Raw genomic sequence first — 18,391 nt, forward strand, 5'->3', positions numbered from 1 at the left:
CGGGGCAAGATCGGGCAGAGTGGGGGCATGGCGAGGGAGATGCTGGGGATCGACATCGGCGGCTCGGGGATCAAGGGGGCCGCGGTCGACCTGTCGGACGGCTCGTTCACGCGGGAGCGGTTCCGGGTGGACACGCCGCGGCCGTCCAGGCCCAAGGCGGTCGCGAAGGTGGTCGCGGAGGTCGTGGAGCACTTCGGGTGGGAGGGGCCCGTCGGGGTCACCTATCCCGGCGTGGTGATCGACGGCGTGACGATGTCGGCGGCGAACGTGTCCAGGCGCTGGCTCGGGCTGGAGGCGCGGGCGCTGATCGCGGACGCGACCGGGCGCGAGATCACGCTGCTCAACGACGCGGACGCGGCCGGGATCGCGGAGATGCGGCTCGGCGCGGGACGCGGCCGGCACGGCACGGTCGTCGTGCTCACGCTGGGGACGGGCATCGGCAGCGCGCTGTTCACCGACGGGGTCCTCGTCCCCAACACCGAGTTCGGGCACCTCCAGATCGACGGGGAGGACGCGGAGATCCGCGCGTCGGCGAAGGCGCGGGACGAGCAGGGCCTCGGCTGGAAGAAGTGGGCGAAGCGGCTCAGCGTGTACATGCGGCACCTGGAGGCGCTGATCTCCCCGTCGCTGATCATCGTGGGCGGCGGGGTGAGCAGGAAGTCCGAGCGCTTCATCCCGCTGATCGAGGGCGTCCGGGCGGAGATCGTCCCGGCGCGGCTGGTGAACAACGCCGGGATCGTGGGGGCGGCGATGGCGGCGGAGGCCGCGCATCCCCTGGAGGCCGCACGCTAGGACCTCCTGAGACGGACGGTGGCGATCTCCCAGGGCCGCAGCGCCAGCGCGACCGTCCCCTCGTGGACGTCGAGCGGGATGCCGGGGCGTCCGCGCAGGTCGACGCGGGTCGCCTCGGCGAGGTCGCCCCGCAGGACGGCGGTGGTGGGGTGGGCGCACTGGGCGACCATCCGGGTCTCGATCCAGCCGTCGCGGAGGCGCATGGAGGTCATGGCCACGCCGTCGCCCGTGATCGAGACGCCCTCCCGGGAGGCCGGGACGGGCGTGGCGGCCCGTCCGTAACCGGCGGCGGTGAGCAGGTCGTGGCGGTATGCCTCGGCCGCCTGGAGTACCTCGGTTCCTGGCGCTTCGCCGGAGTACGGCATGACCGCGAGGCCGACCGTGCGCTCGCCCCGGCACTGGGCCTGCGGCGTCGGGAGCTGCGGCCCGGCGGGCTGGTCGCGGTAGGCGTTGCGGTCCCGCGACAGGTAGCCGATCGAGCGCAGCAGCGTCAGCGCCATCTCCCGCCCGCCGAGGACCTCGTACTCGGTGGCGTGCTCCAGCAGGACGGCGAGGCCGCCCGCGGCGACGAAGCCGGACGCGGGGAACGTCGGCACGGGGCGCTCCCCGAAGCCGCCCTCGGCCGTGAGCCCCCGCTCGACGATCGCGAACTGGCCCTCGGCGAAGGACGAGCCGGCCTGGCGCGGCAGTGACATGTGGAGCCGGACGCGATGGTCGTCGCACCGGTTGTCGAACGTGACGCGCAGCCGCAGGAAGGGCTCCCCGGCGCGCAGCTCGGCGCGGGTGGTCACGGTCACGTCCTCTTCGGCGGTGGACCGGGCGTCGCCGGGGACGTCCCCGGAGGCGGGCCACCGGTAGGTCCGGACGATGTCGAGCGCGGCGACGAGCGGCCCTTCCCACACGGGCCGGACGTCCACCGTCCGGGGGTCGCCGACGATCCGGTCCTCGGCGGGCGGCGCGTAGTTGTAGGAGTCGCCCAGATCGCCGCCGTCCACGACGCGGCCGACCCCCTCGACGACGTGGCCGGACGGGGTGCGCAGCTGGAGCGTGCCGTCGTCGCGGACGTCGGCGCGCAGCAGCCCGTTGTCCAGGACGCTCCCCTCGGCCCTCACCGGCGCTTCCGGGGCCCCGCCCGGGGCGGCGGGCCGGACGGCGGTCAGCCCGAGGGCCGGCGCCTCCACCAGCGCGGCGACCGTGCGGCGCGGGTCGGCCAGGATCCGGACGCGCCAGTCGCCGTCCGCACCGCGCAGCGCCTCCCGCACCTCGCCGATGTCGAACGGGACGTCGGCGCGGGCCGTCACGTGGAAGGTGAGGGCGCGGTCCTCCCGGGACACCGACCAGTCGCGGATCTCCTGCCCGAACAGCACCCGCCCGTACACCCGCTCCAGCAGGATGGGCAGCTCGGAGGCCGGGTGGACGGCGTCGTCCAGCACGGTGGGGGCGGTGTCGAGCGTCTGGACGGGGACCGGCCGCCCGTCCCCCGTCTCCAGCCCGGGCTCCCCTTCGCAGGGGATGTCCAGGGTGACGAGGCCGGTCCGCGCGGCGGGGGTCGGGTTGAACACCAGGTGCGAGCCGAGCGGCACCTTCCCGGCGCGTTCGGCGGTGACGAGGTCGCAGACCGCGCGGCCGAGCTGCTCGGCCTCGGCCATGCGCGCCGCGACCTGCTCGGCGGTCTCGTCGCTGCCGCAGCCGGTGACCGAGTCATGGCAGCTCACCTCGATGAGGTTCCGCCACGCCAGGTCGAGGAAGCGCTGCGCGTCGCCGGTGTACCAGAGCGCGGTCAGCGGCTCGGCGTACCGCTCCACGAGGCGTTCGGCGCGTCCCATCAGCTGCTTGAGCCGGACGCGGGCCGACAGCACGCCGGGCAGGATGTTGGCGCGTGCGTGGGAGCGCAGCTCGCCCCGCACGCGCGGCAGGCCGTCCACGGACGGGTCCTCGCCCGCGAAGTACCCGGCGAGGGTGTCGAGGCGCATCGCGAGCCCGGCGGAGGCGACCCGGTCGGCGAGGTCGGCGGCGGGCGCGGTGTGGTCGGCCCCGTACATGGCCAGCAGGGCGCCGCCGCCCGGGTACCAGCGGCCCATCGACTCGGCGAACCCGGCGACGCGGCCGGTCAGCAGCGACGCGCCGTCCTCGAACTCCTCGAACATCGACGCGGCGTTGCCGTAGCCGCCCTCGGGGAGGTACTGGGTGCGGATCGCGGACCCGTCCGGCGCCTCCCAGGCGAACGCGCGGGTGCGGACCCGGTCCGGGACGCCGCGCCACACGCAGGCGTGCTCGATCCCCGCGAGCCTGAGGATCTGCGGCGTCTGCGCGCAGTGCCCGAACTGGTCGGGCAGGTAGCCGACCATCATGGCGGCGCCCAGCTCCTCCGCGCGGCGCAGCCCGAGCTCCAGGTTCCGGACGATGTTCTCCCCCGAGCACAGGAACTCGTCGTGCAGGATCTGCCAGGGCCCGACGGCGAGCCTGCCCTCCCGGACGAGCGCGGCCAGCCGGTCCCGCCGCTCGGGACGGATCTCCAGGTAGTCGTCGACGGCGGCCATCTGCCCGTCCAGCGTGAAGTGCCAGCGGGGATCGGCCTCCATGCCGTCGATGACGCCGTCCAGCAGCGACACCAGGCGGAGCCGGAAGCGCTGGAACGGCAGGTACCACTCGCGGTCCCAGTGGGTGTGCGGCACGACGACGATCTCGGAGTCCTCGGCCCGGCGTTCTACCCGCACAGTGCGATCACCTCGTTCTCGTGGGTCTCCAGGCGGTGCATGCCCGCCGTGTCCGCGGGCATCCGGACGCGGTCGCCCCGGACGGCGGCCCGCCGCCCGTCCGGCCGGACCAGCACGGTCCCGTCCGCGCCGATGGCGGCGAGCTCGTCGCCGAGCCGCAGCAGGACCGGCGCGTCCGGCCCGGCGGACACCGACGTCCGCCCGGCGGCGAGCCCGCCCATCACGTCCTCCCCTTCGGCGAGGACCCAGGTGACGGGCTCGCCGAGAGTCTTCTCCTGCGCCGGGTCGTGGAAGTCGCTGCCGCCCAGGGGGACGACCCCCTCGGGCCGCCACACGTCCGCCCAGGCCAGCGGGGCGCCCCAGCGGCGGTCCCACCAGGACGAGTGCCACATCTCGGCGAAGCGCGGCCGGTGCTCGGCGGGCAGCGGGCGGCGCCAGGCGCAGTCGCCGCTCAGCGGATGGTTGATGGACATGAGGCCGCCGCGCGCGGCGGCGGTGGCGGCCCAGTCGGCGCTCGGCCTCCGGAAGTCGATCCAGCCGGTGCCGCCGAAGACGTTCGCGTGGCCGAGGTCGGTGGTGACCTCCTGGGCGGGCAGCAGCAGGATCCCGGCGTGCGCCCCGGCGGCGGGCAGCTCGGGGTGGTGGCTGACGGTGTTGTGGTCCGTCACGGCGAGGAAGTCGAGGCCGCGGGCGGCGGCGAGGCAGGCCAGCTCGGGGACGGTGAGCGTGCCGTCGCTGTGGACGGTGTGCGAGTGCAGGTCGCCGGCGAGCCACCGCATCCCGTGCGGGGCGGGGAGCTCCCGGCGCGGTGGCCGTTCCGGTCGTGGGGGCGGCGGATGGTCCGGACGGTCTGGGATCGACCCCGAGGTGGTGACGGTGACCTCGTACGGGACGCCGTCGGGCGGGATGCGGTGCAGCCCGAGCCAGACGTGCCAGACGCCGGGTTCGAGCTCACCGGGGAGGTAGCCGGGCGTCGCCCAGCCGGCCGCGATCGTGAACCGGCGGCGCGCCCCGCCGGACCAGCCGCGGAACCCGTCCGGCCCGTGGCATCCCAGGTCGATCACCCCGCCGTCGAAGGAGAGCCCGACCGTGACCGACGCGGTGCCCGGCGGCACCTCGAAGGGGAGTTCGCGCAGGCCCTGCTCCAGACGGTCTTCCAAGGTCCACCGCCCGCGGTGCACGGTCATCCACGCCTCCCCTCCTCGGCCAGGGGCTTCGCCGCCGGCCCGGCCTCGCCGCCTCCGCCGGTCACCAGCTCGCCGTCGCGGTAGAGCAGGACGCGGCCGGGACGCGGCAGCGCCCATCCCTCCGCGTGGGAGTGGGCCTCGAAGTCCTCCCCCGCCACGGCCCGCACCGTCTCGCCGCCGACGTCCAGGGTCACGAGGGAGGCCCCGCCGAGGTTCTCCACGACCGAGACCCTCCCGCCGAACGCCCCGTCCACCGGCTCGGTACTGAAATCCATGTATTCGGGACGTACCCCGCACACGACCTCCTGCCCGTCCAGCACGAGGCCGCGCGCCTCCTCCGGGACGGGCAGCTCGATGCCGCCGACCGCGACGGCCCCGCCCCGGACCGTGCCGGGCAGCAGGTTCATGGGGGTCGAGCCGATGAACGAGGCCACGAACAGGTTCGCCGGACGCCGGAACACCTCCCCGGGCGTCCCGATCTGCCGGATCCGCCCCGACTCCATGACCGCGATCCGGTCGGCGAGCGCCAGGGCCTCCGCCTGGTCGTGCGTGACGAACACCGTCGTGACCGCGACGCGCTGCTGGAACCTCTTCAGGAAGGTGCGGGCCTCCAGGCGGAGCCGCGCGTCCAGGTTGGACAGCGGCTCGTCCAGCAGGAGGACCCGCGGGTCGGCCACCACGGCGCGGGCCAGCGCGACCCGCTGCTGCTGGCCGCCCGACAGCTCCCCGGGGCGCCGCCCCTCCATCCCCGTGAGCCCGAGCTCCCGGACGGCCTCGGCCGCGCGCTTGTACCGGACGGCGCGGCTCTGCTTCCTGACGCGCAGCGGGTAGGCGATGTTGTCCATGACGGTCATGTGCGGGAAGAGCGCGTAGTCCTGGAACACCATGCCGACGTCGCGCCGGCCCGGCTGGAGCCGCGTCACGTCCTTCTCGTCGAGGCTGATCGTCCCGCCCGTGGCCGCCTCCAGCCCGGCGATCGTGCGCAGCAGCGTCGTCTTCCCGCAGCCGGACGGGCCCAGCAGCGCGAAGAACTCGCCCGTTCCGACGTCCAGGTCGAGCGCGTCCAGGGCCCGGACGCCGCCCGGATAGACCTTCGCCAGCTCCCGAATGGTGATGGACGCCATCAGCGCTTGATCCCTCCGTGGAAGCGGAAGCCGTACCGGCGGCTGACGAAGAGGTACATGAGCACGACCGGCAGGGAGTACAGCAGCGAGAACGTGGAGATCAGCGGCAGGTCCGGCTGGCCGCCCTCGGTGTAGAACGTGTACATGATCACCGAGGCGGGGGCCTTGTCCGGATTGCGCAGCAGCAGGAACGGCATGAGGAAGTCGCCCCACACCTGCGCGACCGTCCAGACCGCCACGGTGGCGAGCCCCGGCCGGATGACCGGGACGACCACGTGCCGCAGGACCTGAAGCGGCGAGGCCCCGAACACCCGCGCGGCCTCCTCGTAGGACGTGGGCGTGGCGTCGGTGAAGTCCTTCAGCAGGAAGATCGCCGCCGGCAGCAGCCCGCCGGTCAGCACCAGGACCACGCCGAGCCGCGAGTCGATCAGGTGCAGGTTGAAGGCGAGCAGGAAGACCGGCACCATCGCGGCCGTCCCGGTGATGATCGACGACAGCAGGAGCAGGACGTAGAGCAGCAGGTCCCGGCCGGGGACCCGGACCCGGCTCAGCGCGTACGCGGCCAGCGACGCGGTCGTGACGACGAGCGCGGCCGTCCCGGCGGCCAGCAGCACCGAGTTGCGCAGCGAGGCGAGCGCGTACGGGTTGTCCATCAGGACCCGGAAGTTGTGCAGGGTGAACTCGGGCAGCGACGCCGCGATGCCCGGGTTCGCGTCGAACGGGGCGAAGGCGAGCCAGAGCAGCGGCAGCGCGAAGAACCCGAGGACGGCCGAGACGAACACGGCCAGGCCGATGCGGCGCAGCAGCTCGCGGACGGTGTCGTTCACGCGGCCGCCCCCTCCGCCGCGCCGTCCCTTGCCGTGCGGGCCTCCCCCTTGCGGGCGCGGTCGCGCAGCGCCCGCAGGTAGAGCAGCGCGATCACCAGGTTGACCAGGATCATGACCAGGGAGATGGCGGCGCCGAAGCCGAGCCGGCCGTCGCCGAGCGCCGTCCGGTACACGTACACCGACATGATCTCCGAGCGCCCGTCCGGGCCGCCGGCGGTGATCAGGAAGGGGGTGAAGTCGTTGAAGGTCCACAGGCTGACCAGCAGCAGGCTCGTCAGCACGTGCCCCCGGATGCGCGGGAGCACCGCGTCGCGGAGCGTCTGCCACGTGGAGGCGCCCGCGAGCCGCGCCGTCTCCAGATGGGACGGTGGAACGTTCCCGATCGCCGCGCCGTAGAGCATCATCGAGAACGCGGTCCCGCGCCAGACGTTGAAGACCACGATGCACGCCATCGGATGGTCGAGCAGCCACGCCGTGCCCGGCGTGCCGAGCACGGCGTTGAGGGTGCCGCCGTCGCGGTCGAGCAGCGCGATCCACAGGAACGCGATGACCGAGGACGGCAGGATCCAGGCCAGCAGCACCAGCCCCTCGACCAGGCGCCTGACCGGGCCGGACCGGTCGCGCATCACCCACGCGATCGCGAAGCCGAGCACGGTCTGCCCGATCACCGCCGACCCGAGGACGAACTGGAGCGTCAGCCACAGCGACCGGTGGAAGTCCCCGTCGCCGAGCACGTCCCGGTAGTTGCCCGCCCCGACGAACCGCGGCTCGCTGGCGGCGATGCCGGTGAGCCGGTAGTCGGTCGTGCCCAGGTAGAGCGTCCAGAGGGCGGGGAACACCAGGAACACCGCGACGAGGACCAGCGCGGGCGCGACGAAGGCGGCGGCGCGCCCCCGGCCCAGCCCGGCCGCGTCGTCCCCGGGGGACGGCGCGGCCGCGGGCGGGGCGTCAGCGCGGGGTGACGTGGGCGGCGCCACCGACGATCCCCTCCAGTTTCTTTGTGTACTCGGCGGCCGCCTGGTCCGGGCTCTTGCCCGACACCACGCTCGCGGTGGCCTCCTGCAAGGCCGTCGACACCTGCGGGTAGGCCGAGAGCCCCGGACGGTAGGACGTGACGGGCAGGACCTTCTCCGACACGAACGTCAGGAACGGGTCGCCCGCGAGGATCTCCTTGTTCACGTCCGTCCTGGACGTGATCTCGGGGGTGCCGGCCGTCCGCGCCTTGACCATCTCCGGGGAGTTCATGAAGGCGAGCAGTTCGAACGCCTGCTGCGGGTACTTGGTGTTCGGGTTGAGGACGGTCACCGCGCCGCCCGACATGCTCACGAACGACTGCCCGCGCAGCCCCCGCCCCGGGGAGAGCGCGGGGATCAGCGCGTAGCCGACGTCCTGGTCGCGCGTCTTCATCTTCGCGACGCCCGTCTTCGGGTTGAGGACGTCCCGCCAGAAGTAGTCGCCCTCGAACAGGATCCCGATCTTGCCCGCGGCGAACTCCTCGAACGACTTGTCGCGCCCCTTCGCCTCCTGCTGGAGCTTGGGGTCGCCGAGGCCCTCGCGGCCGTAGACCTGCGCGTACAGGCCGAGGACCTGCTTGAGCGCCTGGCCGCCGCCCGTCCACCTGCCGTCCGCGTAGATCTCGGCGCCGGCTCCGGCCAGCAGCGGCAGCGCCCCCTGCATGCTGGTGGCCTCGCCCATGGCGGTGCCCGCGTTCAGCTGGATCGGCGTCACGCCCGGGAGCCTCTTCAGGGCGCGCCCGGCCGCGATGACGTCCTGCCAGCTCTTCGGCTGCCAGTCGGCGGGCAGCCCCGCCTGGCCGAACAGCTTCTTGTTGAAGAAGATGACGCGGCCGTCGGTCGCGGGCGGGACGCCGTAGCGCTCGCCGTCGAACATCGCCAGCCGTTGGACCGATCCAGGGATCTTCGACCAGCCGTCCCACGCGTCCGCGGGGGCCCCGACCGCCTTCTTGAGCGGCAGCAGGTAGCCGGCCTGGGCGAACTCGCCCACCCAGATGCCGTCGATGTCCATGATGTCGGCGCCCGAGCGCGACTTCAGGTCGAGCGCCAGCTTCGTCTTGTACGCCTCGTCGTCGACGCCCTGCCCGCGGAACGTCACCTTCGCGGTGACGCCCTTGGCCTTCTGTGCCGCGACGAACTTCGGGATCACCGTCCTGGTGATCCACTCGGCCTCTTCGGTGTTCTTGCCGCCCTCGATGGCGTTGCGGGTGATCGTCAGGGAGAAGCTCTTGGCGTCCTTGCCGCGGTCCGGGTCCGCCGAGGATCCGCCGCCGCACCCGGCGAGCGCCGCGCCCGCCAGCACGAGCGCGGCCGCCGCGCCGATCCGCCTCCTGGAGAAGTCCCTACTGGAGAAGACCATGGGTGACCTCCTACAAGCGTCACCACATAACGTGACCGAAGAATTCGATCACGTAAAGACTCCGGAGATCGTTTTCTTGGTTCAGGGGTCCATCAGCTCGGCGGACCTGGCCGCGAACGCCTCCATGGCCTTCGCGGTGATGGGGCCGGGGGCCGCCGGGAGCACCGTTCCGTCCACGGCCCGGATCGGCTGGACGTCCCTGGTCGTGGACGTCAGGAACGCCTCGTCCGCCCGGTACAGGTCCTCCAGCGCGACGTCCTCCTCCTCGCCGCCGCACCACTCCAGCGTCAGCGCGCGCGTCACCCCGGCCAGGCAGCCGGACGACAGCGGCGGCGTCACGAGCCGCCCGCCGAACACGACGAAGATGTTGCTCCCCGTCCCCTCGCACAGGTTCCCGGCGAGGTTGCCGAAGATCGCCTCACCGCCGCCGCGCTCCTGGGCGTAGGAGAGCGCCAGGGCGTTCTCCGCATAGGACGTGGTCTTGAGGCCCGCCAGCGCGCCCCGCTCGTTGCGCGGCCACGGCACGACCGTCACGTCGGTCGTCGGCGGGAACGGGTCCTGCGGGCCGACGATGATCGACACCGTCGGGCCCACGTCTCCGCGCGCGGAGCCGAGCGGGCCAGGACCGCTGGTGTAGGTGATGCGGATGCGGGCCAGCGGCCACTTCGGGGCGGCGGCGAGCACCTCCAGGGTGCCCTGCGCGAGCGCGTCGTGGTCGGGCTCGGGCAGGCCCAGGCCGGCCGCCGAACGGGCCAGCCTGCGCAGATGCCGGGTCAGCGCGAACGGCTCCCCGTGCGCCGCCTTCACGGTCTCGAAGATCCCGTCCCCGACGAGCATGCCGTGGTCGAAGACCGACACCGTCGCCCGCTCAGGGTCGAGCAGTTCCCCGTTCAGCCAGATCCTGGCCCGCTCCGTCACCTGCCGCCACCTCCAAAAGCCGAGCCGCCTTCAGCTCGGTCTCGCGCCACTCGCGGTGTGGGTCGGACCCCCAGGTGATGCCGGCGCCGGTACCGAACCGCAGGAGGCCGTCCTCCGCCCAGAAGGTCCGGATGCCCACGGCGAGGGCGCCGCGCCGGGAGTCCGCGTCCACCCAGCCGATGGCCCCACAGTACGGCCCCCGGGGGACGGGTTCGAGCTCTTCCAGCAGCCTCAGCGCGCTCGACTTCGGGGCGCCGGTCACCGAACCGGGAGGAAACGTCGCGGCGACCAGCTCCGGCCAGCCGCCCCCCGCGAGCCGCGCCCGGACGGACGACACCAGATGGACGAGCCCCGGATGCTCCTCCAGCGCGCACAGCTCCGGCACGCTCACCGAGCCGGTCTCCGCGACCCGTCCGAGGTCGTTGCGGACCAGGTCGACGATCATGACGTTCTCGGCGCGGTCCTTGGGCAGGAGATCGTCCGCCGTGCGGCCCGTCCCCTTGATCGGACGGGACTCGACCACCTCGCCGTCCCGCCGCAGATACAGCTCGGGCGACGCGGAGGCGACCTCCAGGCCCGGAACCTTCAGCGTCATCGCGTACGGCGCCGGATGCCGCTTGGCGAGCCTCTCCCCCAGCCCGGCGATGTCGGCCCCGGCGGGCAACTCCGCGGACAGCACGCGGCAGAGGTTCGCCTGGTAGACGACACCGTCCGCGATCGCCCCGCGGATGCGCTCGACACCCGCGACGTAGGCGGCCTCGTCCAGGGAACTCGTCCACTCCCCCGGCGCGGCCCACGCCCCCTCCGGATGCGGCGCGGGCCTCACCGACTCGAACCGGGCGCACGTGGCCTTGCCCTCGTAGGTCACCACGACCGCCCACCAGCCGCGCGAATCCAGCGCCCCCAGGTCGGAGGTCACATCGGCGAGACCGGTGGCCAGCATCCCCCCGGCATAGGCGAAGCTCACCCCAGCACGCACCCGAACGAGTCGGCCAGACCCGCCAGCCCGGCGTCGGTCACGACCAGCGCCCGCCGCGTGCTTCCCCGCTCGAACCAGCCGAGCTCGATCATCCGGGTGGTCAGCCCCGCGCCCAGCGCCCCGTTCAGATGCGGCCGCCGCTCCGTCCAGTCGAGGCATTGCCACGCGAACCTGCGCCGCGTCCTCCGCAGCTCCTCCAGATCCAGGCCCAGGCCCTGCAGCCGCTCCTCGCCCTTCTCCGTCACCTCGTAGGCGTCACCGTCCGTCGCCTCGATCAGACCGCCGTCCACCAGCGCCGCGAACAGCGTCACCCCGGCGATGCCGGCGAGATGGTCGTAGCACGTCCGCGCCTCATGCAGGCGCCGCGCGTCCCGCGACTGCCGCAGGCTGTTCACCCGCACCGGCGGACTGATCCGCGACAGCGCCTCGATCACCTGCGCGACCTCGCTCCCGCGCAGCCGGTAGTACCGGTGCCGCCCCTGCTTCACGACCGTCACGAACCCGCCGTCCAGCAGCCGCGACAGATGCGCGCTCGCCGTCTGGGCGCTCACCCCGGCCGTCCTCGCCAGCTCCCCCGCCGCCAGCGGACGACCGTCCAGCAGCGCCGTCAGCATCGCGGCCCGCGCCCGGTCTGCCAGCAGAGCCGCCACCGGCGCGAAGTCCACACTCACGACCTGTTCCGAGCCCATGCACCGAGCCTAGGCGACCCACCCTTCGACCAGCGTCGAAGCGTCCGCCCACCGCCCCGCGGGAAACCGGTTCGCGGAACCGTCCCGGACGCGCTAATCTTTTCCCCGTCGCCGCAGGGCGCAAGCGGAAGTGGCTCAGGGGTAGAGCATCACCTTGCCAAGGTGAGGGTCGCGGGTTCAAATCCCGTCTTCCGCTCTGAGGGGCCTTTCAGGCTATGACCCAGAAGGTCTCCTTCTGGTGGAGTGGCCGAGAGGCGAGGCAACGGCCTGCAAAGCCGTGTACACGGGTTCAAATCCCGTCTCCACCTCAACCCCGTACCTCCCCGGAGGTCACGGACAAGGGCGATTAGCTCAGTGGGAGAGCGCTACCTTGACACGGTAGAGGCCACTGGTTCAATCCCAGTATCGCCCACGAGTCGGGTCATTGTGGTCGGCGCCTTCGGCGCCTTCCCCGGTGGCCCGCAATGCTTTCCTGGGGGGCGACCCCCAGACCCCCGATGTGGGGGACTCCGTCCCCCACGCCCCCTGCGTGCGGGGCTGGGCTTTCTCACACACTCCTCGCGGTGCGGGGTTGGGCTTTCCGGACGTCATCAGGGGTTCCCTCAGGCCTCGGGCCTTCGCTGCTCTCTGGGCCACTTCACCTGGGCAAGGCCGTACGGCTTGCGGTGCGCGGTCCGCTGACACAGGTTACGGCGAGCCCTTCCCGACACGGATTCTGCGGCCAACCTCCTGTCTGACCAATGTTCGCGCCTCTCTCAGGGCAGACGACCTGCTCTTGATGCCCGGCGATTGAGGGGGGTAGCCAGCCGGTGTGAGGTGATCGTCACTATCTCTGTCGGCGCGGCATCGGCTTTTGCAGGCCATGGCGGCGCCTTGGGTGCCAATGTGACCTTTCTCCCGTCGGCCATCGGTCTCGTGTTGCCGTGGGGGCTTCTAATCGGCCCCCGGGGCATGGGCATCGGTCGGGTGGCGGGGTGCGGCTTCTCTCCTTCGGGGGTGGTCCGGTCGGCGGTCCGAAGGTGGCGCGCTGTGGGACGGGGTTCCGAGTTTTCGCAGGTCAGCGTGTTGGGGGGTGGCTTGCTTGACGATATGCAGGTGGATGCCTGCATAATGAGGGTGTGGATGGTGATGCAGGAGCGATGGACTCGGTGTTCAGGGCGCTGGCGGACCCTACGCGGCGGCTGCTGCTCGATCGGTTGCGGGAGCGGAACGGGCAGACGCTGCGGGAGTTGTGCGAGCGGTTGGACATGGCGCGGCAGTCGGCGACGCAGCATCTGGACGTGCTGGTGGGGGCCGGGCTCGTGACCGTCGTGCGGCGGGGGCGGGAACGGCTCCACTACCTCAATCCGGCACCGATCCACGAGATCGAGGAGCGCTGGATCTCCGAGTTCGACAGGCCGCGCCTGCGAGCGCTCAGCGCCATCAGAGACCGAGCAGAGGAGTACGCCATGACTGTTGAGACCACTGCCGTGCCCACCTACGTCTACGTCACCTACATCCGCGCCGGGGCGGAGCAGGTGTGGCGCGCCCTCACCGACGCGGACCTGACGGCGCGGTACTGGGGACACGCCAACATCTCGGACTGGCAGCCGGGCTCTGACTGGGAGCACCGGCGCACGGACGGGTCGGGCGCGGTCGACGTCGTCGGGCGCGTACTCGAGGCGGAGCCGCCGACGCGCCTGGTCATCACCTTCGAGGACTCCGCCGACGTCGAGCCTCCTCGGGACCCGTCGGTCGTCACCTTCCTCGTCGAGCCCCACCACGACATCGTCCGCCTCACCGTGACCCACGAGAACCTCCCTAACACGGAGATGCTCAACGGCATCTCGGAGGGGTGGCCGGCCGTCCTGGCGAACCTCAAGTCGCTGCTGGAGACCGGTGACGTCCTGCCGCAGGCGCCCTGGGAGATGTCCGGCACGCACGCCTGAGCCGGCGGGCCCGGGCGGTGAAAGGTCTACATTGCCGGGGGTGATCATCACCCCGGGACGCTCACACCCTCGGCGATGGCTCGTCGCCACCGCCGCCCTCTACACGGTCGTCCATCACCAGGGGTTCGCCCTCGCCCCGCTCGGCGGCGTCGGGCACACCCGCTGGGCCGACTGGATCGACATCCTCACGCCCTACACCGTGCTGCTCGCCGCCGCTGCCACCCTTCACTGCGCCCACGCGCGCCCCCGCGCGTGGGCGCTTTTCCTCGTGGGCGCCATCACCTATACCGAAGGCCACGGCATCCACCTCGCGGCCAATTCCGTCTACAACGCCGACCCCGGGCCCACCGCCCACCTCTGGGACGAGACCGTCGGCCACTATCTCTGGTACGCCGGAACTGCCCTCGTCTTCGCGGCCCTTGCCATCGGGCTCGCTCGCACCCCTCCGCCGAGTAGCCCGCTCTATCTCCCGCTCGCTCTCGGCGTTTCTCTTACGTGGACCACCAATTCCATTGAAGGGACCACCGGCTTGATGGGCATCGCCGTCGCCGGCGCCTTCACCGTCTACGGCTGGCGGACTCGGCACTGCCTCGGCCGCGTCCTGCTCCCCGCCTTCGCGCCTGCCTTCGCCATGCTCACCGCCTACGGCGTCCTCTATCGGGGCTTCCCCCAGCCCTCCGAGATGGGCTGGATCTGAGCGACCTGGTTCGGACTAGGGCGTCGTGCTGGCGCGGGCGTGGACGCCCAGGACGTGGGTGAAGAGGGCCGGGGGTCTGGTGCCGCCTTGGGTGTCCGGGAGCACGTCGGGGGTCAGCGTCCATTCGGCGCCCACCCACGAGTCGGCGATGGAGTTCGCGCTCGACGGGAGGTCGTTGCAGGACTGCCGGACGCGCATCGCGCGCACGGACTCCGTCGCGGGCGTGTCGGTCTCCACCAGGATCACCGGGACGCCGGCCAGCGGGCCGTCCTCGACCAGGCGCAGGAGGTGGTGCGACTGCTCGCCGTCGAGCGCGGCGCCCGCGTCGAGGACGACGACCAGCCGCAGCGGCGGGCCGGCGGCCGGGCCGTCGTCGCCGCCGATCCGGCGCAGGTCGACCAGGTCGAGGAGGCGGCGCATGCGCTCGGCGGCGCCCGTGCCGATCGCCACGCCGCCGCCCAGCAGGCGGGCGGTCGTGGCGGGGTCGAAGCCGTGCAGCCAGCCGGCGCCCGACAGGCCCGCGGCGTCGATGACCTCCAGGCCCACGACGCCCGGCGGAACGGCCGCCAGGAACCGCGTCACCAGCGACCACGCGTAGGCGGCCGAGTCGCCCGGCATGACGCCCTGCGAGATCCACATGGCGCGCCGCCACGGCAGCCGCAGGACGAGCGGCACCTGCAGGCCGGGCAGCTCGGCGGCGGACAGGCGGCCCAGCAGCATGCCCTCGGCCAGGTCGGCGCGGGGCTGCCAGGTGAGCCAGGACGGCGCGTCGAAGGGCGCGACCTCGGGGGTGACCTGCGGCTCCACCCGGGCCAGCTCGTCGCGGAGCTGCGCGGTGTCGGCGCGGAGCCGCTCGTTGGCCGCCTCCATGAGCCGCTGGAAGCCGCCGGGCGGCTTGCGTCCGGCGATCTCCTCGTTGCGGAGGACGAGCGCGTGCTCGGTGGACGAGTGGAAGGCCGCCAGCGACCGGCTGGCGTCCTCCCAGACGAGCCAGCAGCGCTCGACGTAACCGACCTCGCTGGCGGGCGGCGGGGCCGGGGGGCGCGAATCCGCCGGGGGCGGGCCTGCGGGCGGCGGCACCGTGGAGGGCGGTATCGGGGGCGGCGGGCTCGCGTGCTGCTGGGGCGGGCCGACGGCGGGGGCGGGCTCCGGTTCGCCGGGGTCGTCGACCTCGATGCCGTGCGCCTCCAGCAGCTCCGCCAGGCCGCCGGCGTAGCCCTGGCCGACGGCCCGCACCTTCCAGCGGCCGTCGCGGCGGTAGAGCTCGAGCCCGATGATGGCCCGCTCCGGGCCCAGGCCCGGGACGGTGAACGCGACGAGCGGCTCGCCGGTGCCGGTGGTGAGGTCGAGCCGGGGCGGCGGCATCGTGCCGAAGGTGGTCGCGCCGGTCAGGCTGACCGCGATCAGCACCGCCGCGGCGTCGGCGGCGACCGCGTCGAGGTCGACGTCGACGCGCTGGCGGCCGTCGCCGGACCAGCGCACGCCCGGCGCCTCGGGCGCGTTGTAGAACACCAGGTCGGCGTCGGAGCGCACCCGCAGGTCGGGCCCCACGACGAGGGCGCTGACGTCGACGGGGACGGCGCAGGACGCGGTGGCGACCACGCGGCGGGCGGGCAGCGCGGCGTTGGCGCCGGGCGAGAGTTCGGCCATCGGCGGTCAGGCGAGACCGATGATCGTCGGCAGCATGTCCTGGAAGGTGCGGCCGTGGCACGGCTCGCCGATCGCGTTCATCTTCCAGGCGTCGCCGTGCCGGTAGAGGCGGGCCATCACCATGGCGGTGTGCGCGCCGCCGCCGGTCAGCGTGTAGCGGGCCAGCTCACTGCCGTCCATCTCGTTGACGAGCCGGCAGAAGGCGTTCTCCACCTCGTTGAACGTCTGCCCGTTGAAGGAGCTGACGGTGAACACCAGCGAGGTGACGTGCACGGGCAGCCTGGCCAGGTCGACGATGACCGACTCGTCGTCTCCGTCGCCCGCCCCGGTGAGGTTGTCGCCGGTGTGCCGGACCGAGCCGTCGTCGCTGACGAGCTTGCCGAAGTAGACGACGTCGGCGAGGTTCCCGTCGGCGAACAGGACGCAGGACGCGTCGAGGTCGATCTCCCGCTCACGGGAGCCGAAGAAGCCCTTCTTCTTCACCGCGTCCCACCCGAGGCCCATGCGGACCATGCTGAGCGCACCGCCGGGCTTCTCCAGCGATATCCGCTGGCCTTTCACCATTGAGACGGTCACGTACCGTCGCCTCCTCGCTGTCCCTGAAGGCACCCCGAAAACGGTGCGCGCTCAGCTTTTCAGCCGATCCGCTCGTTGTCATCCGGTTCAGGGCTCAGGTGTCGCAGGCGATGCCGTCCCCGTCACGGTCGAGGTCGTAGATGTCGCTGCCCACGACGCGGACGGGACCTGCCACGTAGCCGGGACCGTCGCCGCTGCCGCCCGCGCAGTCGACGTCGCTCGCGATCGGCACGCACGCGCCGGTGTAGTTGGGGTCGCACCGCCGCGCCCGCTTCGTGCCCACGGCGACGACGCGGGTGACCGCGCGCCTGGTGACCACCGCGCGAATCAGTTTCCGGTCCGTCTCGACGCCATTGGTGATGGTGACCTCATAGGTGAGGGTCCTGATACCGGAGGCCCCGCGAATCCGCACCTTTGTCGTCCCTTTGACCAGGGTCGCATCGGTCACTTTTCTCGTCTTGAACGGGATCTTCCGTCTTTCCGTGACCGTGCGTTTCGTCGCCGTCGGAGTGGCCGCGGCGCCCGTGCTCGCGCCGGTGGACGGGGGCGCGCTCGACGCGGCCTTCGACGGGCTCGCCTCGACCGGGGCGTCCTTTGCCTGGCAGGCGCCGAGCGGCAGGAGCGCGGCGGATGCCAGCACAACAAGTAAGGCGCGCTTCATGAATTCCCCCATGCGTAGGGAGAAATCGTGCGCCTTGTGCTTAATCCTCGTCAATGACACCCGTCTAGAATCCCAGGCCGGATCCGGCCTGGGATTCTTCGACACGGCTGTCAACCGATTTGGGCACCGAAGACTTGGAGGGCCTCGGTGACGGGCTGGAAGAACGTGACGCCGCCGCTCTGGCAGTCGCCCGAACCGCCCGAGGTGAGGCCGAGGGCGGTGCTCCCGGCGAAGAGGGGGCCGCCGCTGTCGCCCGGCTCCGCGCACACCGTCGTCTGGATCATGCCGGTGACGGTGCCCTCGGCGAAGTTCACGGTGGCGTTCGTGGCGGTGACGCTGCCGGAGTGGACGCCGGTCGTGCTGCCGCTGCGGAGCACGCGCTGGCCGACCACGGCCTCGCCGGCCTCGGTGATCTGCTGGGCCTGGCCGTTGTAGAGGTTCACCGCGCTCTGCCCCGCGGCGCCCTGCTCGGTCTGGACGAGCGCGAAGTCGTTGCCGGGGAAGTCGCTCTCCACGGTCGTGCCGAGGGCCTCGGCGCCCTGCTGGTCCGCGGCCCAGTTCTGGATCTCGTTGCCGCAGTGCCCGGCGGTGATGAAGAAGTCCTGCTGGGCTCGCTTGACGTTGAAGCCGAGCGAGCAGCGCGCGCCCTGGCCGAAGATGGCGTCGCCGCCGAGGGCGAACGTCTGCAGCCTGCCCGGGATGCGGACCATCCGGACCGCCGCCCCCATCCGGCCGGTGGTGCGCTGGACGGCTTCCATCCGCGCGCCGGTGACCGTGTCGTCGGTCCACACCGTGACCTTCGACGTCGCGGGGTCGACGGCCCAGCCGGTGCCGGGGATGTCCGCCACCGCGCGTTGCAGCGCGCCTGTCATCCGCTTGAGCGTCGCCGGGCTGCGCCGCGTCATCTTCGGGACGGCGCCGGCCGCGCGCACGGCGGCGGCGTCGGTGGCGTTGGTGACCGTGACGACGGGGCGTCCCGACGAGTCGACGTAGGCGCCGGTCGTGCGGTCGCCGAGCCGGTCGGCGATCCTGGCGGCCCGCGCGGCCGCCTGCCCGGTGGCGGGCGCGGCGGTCCTGCGGCCGGCCTGGGCGTCGCCCGCGAGTCTCGCCTCCTGCCCGCCGGACCGCCCCTGGGCGTGCACGACGTACAGCGAGCCGGCCAGGAGGCCGGCGGATCCGGCCGCCACCGCGGTCGTGGTGACCGCGGTGCGCAGCCGACTGTTCCTCACGCTCTTCCGGCGCCTCATGAACCCTCCCGGTTCCGGGGTGTCGA

Annotated in this window: 16 protein-coding genes and 3 tRNA genes; 6 read left to right on the top strand and 13 right to left on the bottom strand. The window is 72.6% G+C overall.

What is annotated here, in order from left to right; all coding sequences use genetic code 11:
* Positions 1-27: 27 nt before the first annotated feature.
* Positions 28-792 carry a polyphosphate--glucose phosphotransferase gene (gene ppgK / locus AB0C21_RS33650; protein ID WP_500209724.1) on the top strand — a complete coding sequence of 255 codons (765 nt, stop codon included), beginning with the start codon at positions 28-30 and terminating at the stop codon, positions 790-792.
* Here ppgK and AB0C21_RS33655 read toward each other — a convergent pair.
* The 9 genes from AB0C21_RS33655 to AB0C21_RS33695 all read right to left on the bottom strand — a co-directional run bounded on the left by AB0C21_RS33655 (position 789) and on the right by AB0C21_RS33695 (position 11,606).
* Positions 789-3,509: a glycoside hydrolase family 38 N-terminal domain-containing protein gene (locus AB0C21_RS33655; RefSeq protein ID WP_500209726.1), complete on the bottom strand. Its 2,721-nt coding sequence runs from the start codon at positions 3,507-3,509 to the stop codon at positions 789-791. The two genes, ppgK and AB0C21_RS33655, sit on opposite strands and share 4 nt — an antisense overlap.
* Positions 3,500-4,696, bottom strand: coding sequence for a CehA/McbA family metallohydrolase (locus AB0C21_RS33660; RefSeq protein WP_500209727.1), 1,197 nt, complete (start codon positions 4,694-4,696; stop codon positions 3,500-3,502). Before AB0C21_RS33660 ends, AB0C21_RS33655 begins: the two co-directional genes overlap by 10 nt.
* Positions 4,693-5,820, bottom strand: a complete 1,128-nt coding sequence (locus AB0C21_RS33665; protein WP_500209729.1) for an ABC transporter ATP-binding protein — start codon at positions 5,818-5,820, stop codon at positions 4,693-4,695. Before AB0C21_RS33665 ends, AB0C21_RS33660 begins: the two co-directional genes overlap by 4 nt.
* A complete protein-coding gene (locus AB0C21_RS33670; protein WP_141584916.1) occupies positions 5,820-6,647 on the bottom strand; it encodes a carbohydrate ABC transporter permease in 828 nt (275 codons plus the stop codon). Before AB0C21_RS33670 ends, AB0C21_RS33665 begins: the two co-directional genes overlap by 1 nt.
* Complete coding sequence (locus AB0C21_RS33675) at positions 6,644-7,624, bottom strand: carbohydrate ABC transporter permease (RefSeq protein WP_500209730.1); 981 nt, start codon at positions 7,622-7,624, stop codon at positions 6,644-6,646. The genes AB0C21_RS33670 and AB0C21_RS33675 overlap by 4 nt, the downstream gene beginning before the upstream one ends.
* Complete coding sequence (locus tag AB0C21_RS33680; protein ID WP_500209731.1) at positions 7,596-9,020, bottom strand: extracellular solute-binding protein; 1,425 nt, start codon at positions 9,018-9,020, stop codon at positions 7,596-7,598. The genes AB0C21_RS33675 and AB0C21_RS33680 overlap by 29 nt, the downstream gene beginning before the upstream one ends.
* 81 nt (positions 9,021-9,101) lie before the next feature.
* Entirely contained in the window at positions 9,102-9,938 is an 837-nt protein-coding gene (locus AB0C21_RS33685) for an aminotransferase class IV (protein WP_235037254.1), read from the bottom strand.
* Positions 9,889-10,881 carry a chorismate-binding protein gene (locus tag AB0C21_RS33690; protein ID WP_500209919.1) on the bottom strand — a complete coding sequence of 331 codons (993 nt, stop codon included), beginning with the start codon at positions 10,879-10,881 and terminating at the stop codon, positions 9,889-9,891. Before AB0C21_RS33690 ends, AB0C21_RS33685 begins: the two co-directional genes overlap by 50 nt.
* 20 nt (positions 10,882-10,901) lie before the next feature.
* Complete coding sequence (locus AB0C21_RS33695) at positions 10,902-11,606, bottom strand: ArsR/SmtB family transcription factor (protein WP_500209732.1); 705 nt, start codon at positions 11,604-11,606, stop codon at positions 10,902-10,904.
* A gap of 124 nt (positions 11,607-11,730) precedes the next feature.
* On the opposite strand from AB0C21_RS33695, the gene AB0C21_RS33700 reads away from it, so the two are divergent.
* The 5 genes from AB0C21_RS33700 to AB0C21_RS33720 all read left to right on the top strand — a co-directional run bounded on the left by AB0C21_RS33700 (position 11,731) and on the right by AB0C21_RS33720 (position 14,231).
* Positions 11,731-11,802 (top strand) — tRNA-Gly (locus tag AB0C21_RS33700).
* Positions 11,803-11,843: 41 nt separating this feature from the next.
* Positions 11,844-11,914: transfer RNA gene (locus AB0C21_RS33705), tRNA-Cys, on the top strand.
* 32 nt (positions 11,915-11,946) lie between these two features.
* Positions 11,947-12,018: transfer RNA gene (locus tag AB0C21_RS33710), tRNA-Val, on the top strand.
* Between the two features lie 727 nt (positions 12,019-12,745).
* A complete protein-coding gene (locus AB0C21_RS33715; RefSeq protein WP_500209733.1) occupies positions 12,746-13,534 on the top strand; it encodes an ArsR/SmtB family transcription factor in 789 nt (262 codons plus the stop codon).
* A gap of 40 nt (positions 13,535-13,574) precedes the next feature.
* On the top strand, positions 13,575-14,231 hold the full coding sequence (locus tag AB0C21_RS33720) for a hypothetical protein (protein ID WP_500209734.1): 657 nt from the start codon (positions 13,575-13,577) through the stop codon (positions 14,229-14,231).
* A 15-nt stretch (positions 14,232-14,246) separates the two neighbouring features.
* Here AB0C21_RS33720 and AB0C21_RS33725 read toward each other — a convergent pair whose 3' ends face one another.
* From AB0C21_RS33725 to AB0C21_RS33740, 4 genes are all read right to left on the bottom strand, one after another.
* Positions 14,247-15,881 (bottom strand): TerD family protein, encoded by a 1,635-nt coding sequence (locus AB0C21_RS33725; RefSeq protein ID WP_500209736.1) that lies wholly within the window; start codon positions 15,879-15,881, stop codon positions 14,247-14,249.
* Between the two features lie 6 nt (positions 15,882-15,887).
* Positions 15,888-16,457 carry a TerD family protein gene (locus tag AB0C21_RS33730; RefSeq protein WP_149263278.1) on the bottom strand — a complete coding sequence of 190 codons (570 nt, stop codon included), beginning with the start codon at positions 16,455-16,457 and terminating at the stop codon, positions 15,888-15,890.
* A 94-nt stretch (positions 16,458-16,551) separates the two neighbouring features.
* Positions 16,552-17,178, bottom strand: a complete 627-nt coding sequence (locus AB0C21_RS33735; protein ID WP_500209738.1) for a G5 domain-containing protein — start codon at positions 17,176-17,178, stop codon at positions 16,552-16,554.
* A 50-nt stretch (positions 17,179-17,228) separates the two neighbouring features.
* The gene (locus AB0C21_RS33740) at positions 17,229-18,347 is read right to left on the bottom strand and encodes a S1 family peptidase (RefSeq protein WP_500209740.1); all 1,119 of its coding nucleotides are present in this window, start codon (positions 18,345-18,347) and stop codon (positions 17,229-17,231) included.
* Between the last annotated feature and the right edge of the window lie 44 nt (positions 18,348-18,391).

It is taken from the genome of Spirillospora sp. NPDC049024 (assembly GCF_040649235.1).
GTDB lineage: Bacteria > Actinomycetota > Actinomycetes > Streptosporangiales > Streptosporangiaceae > Spirillospora.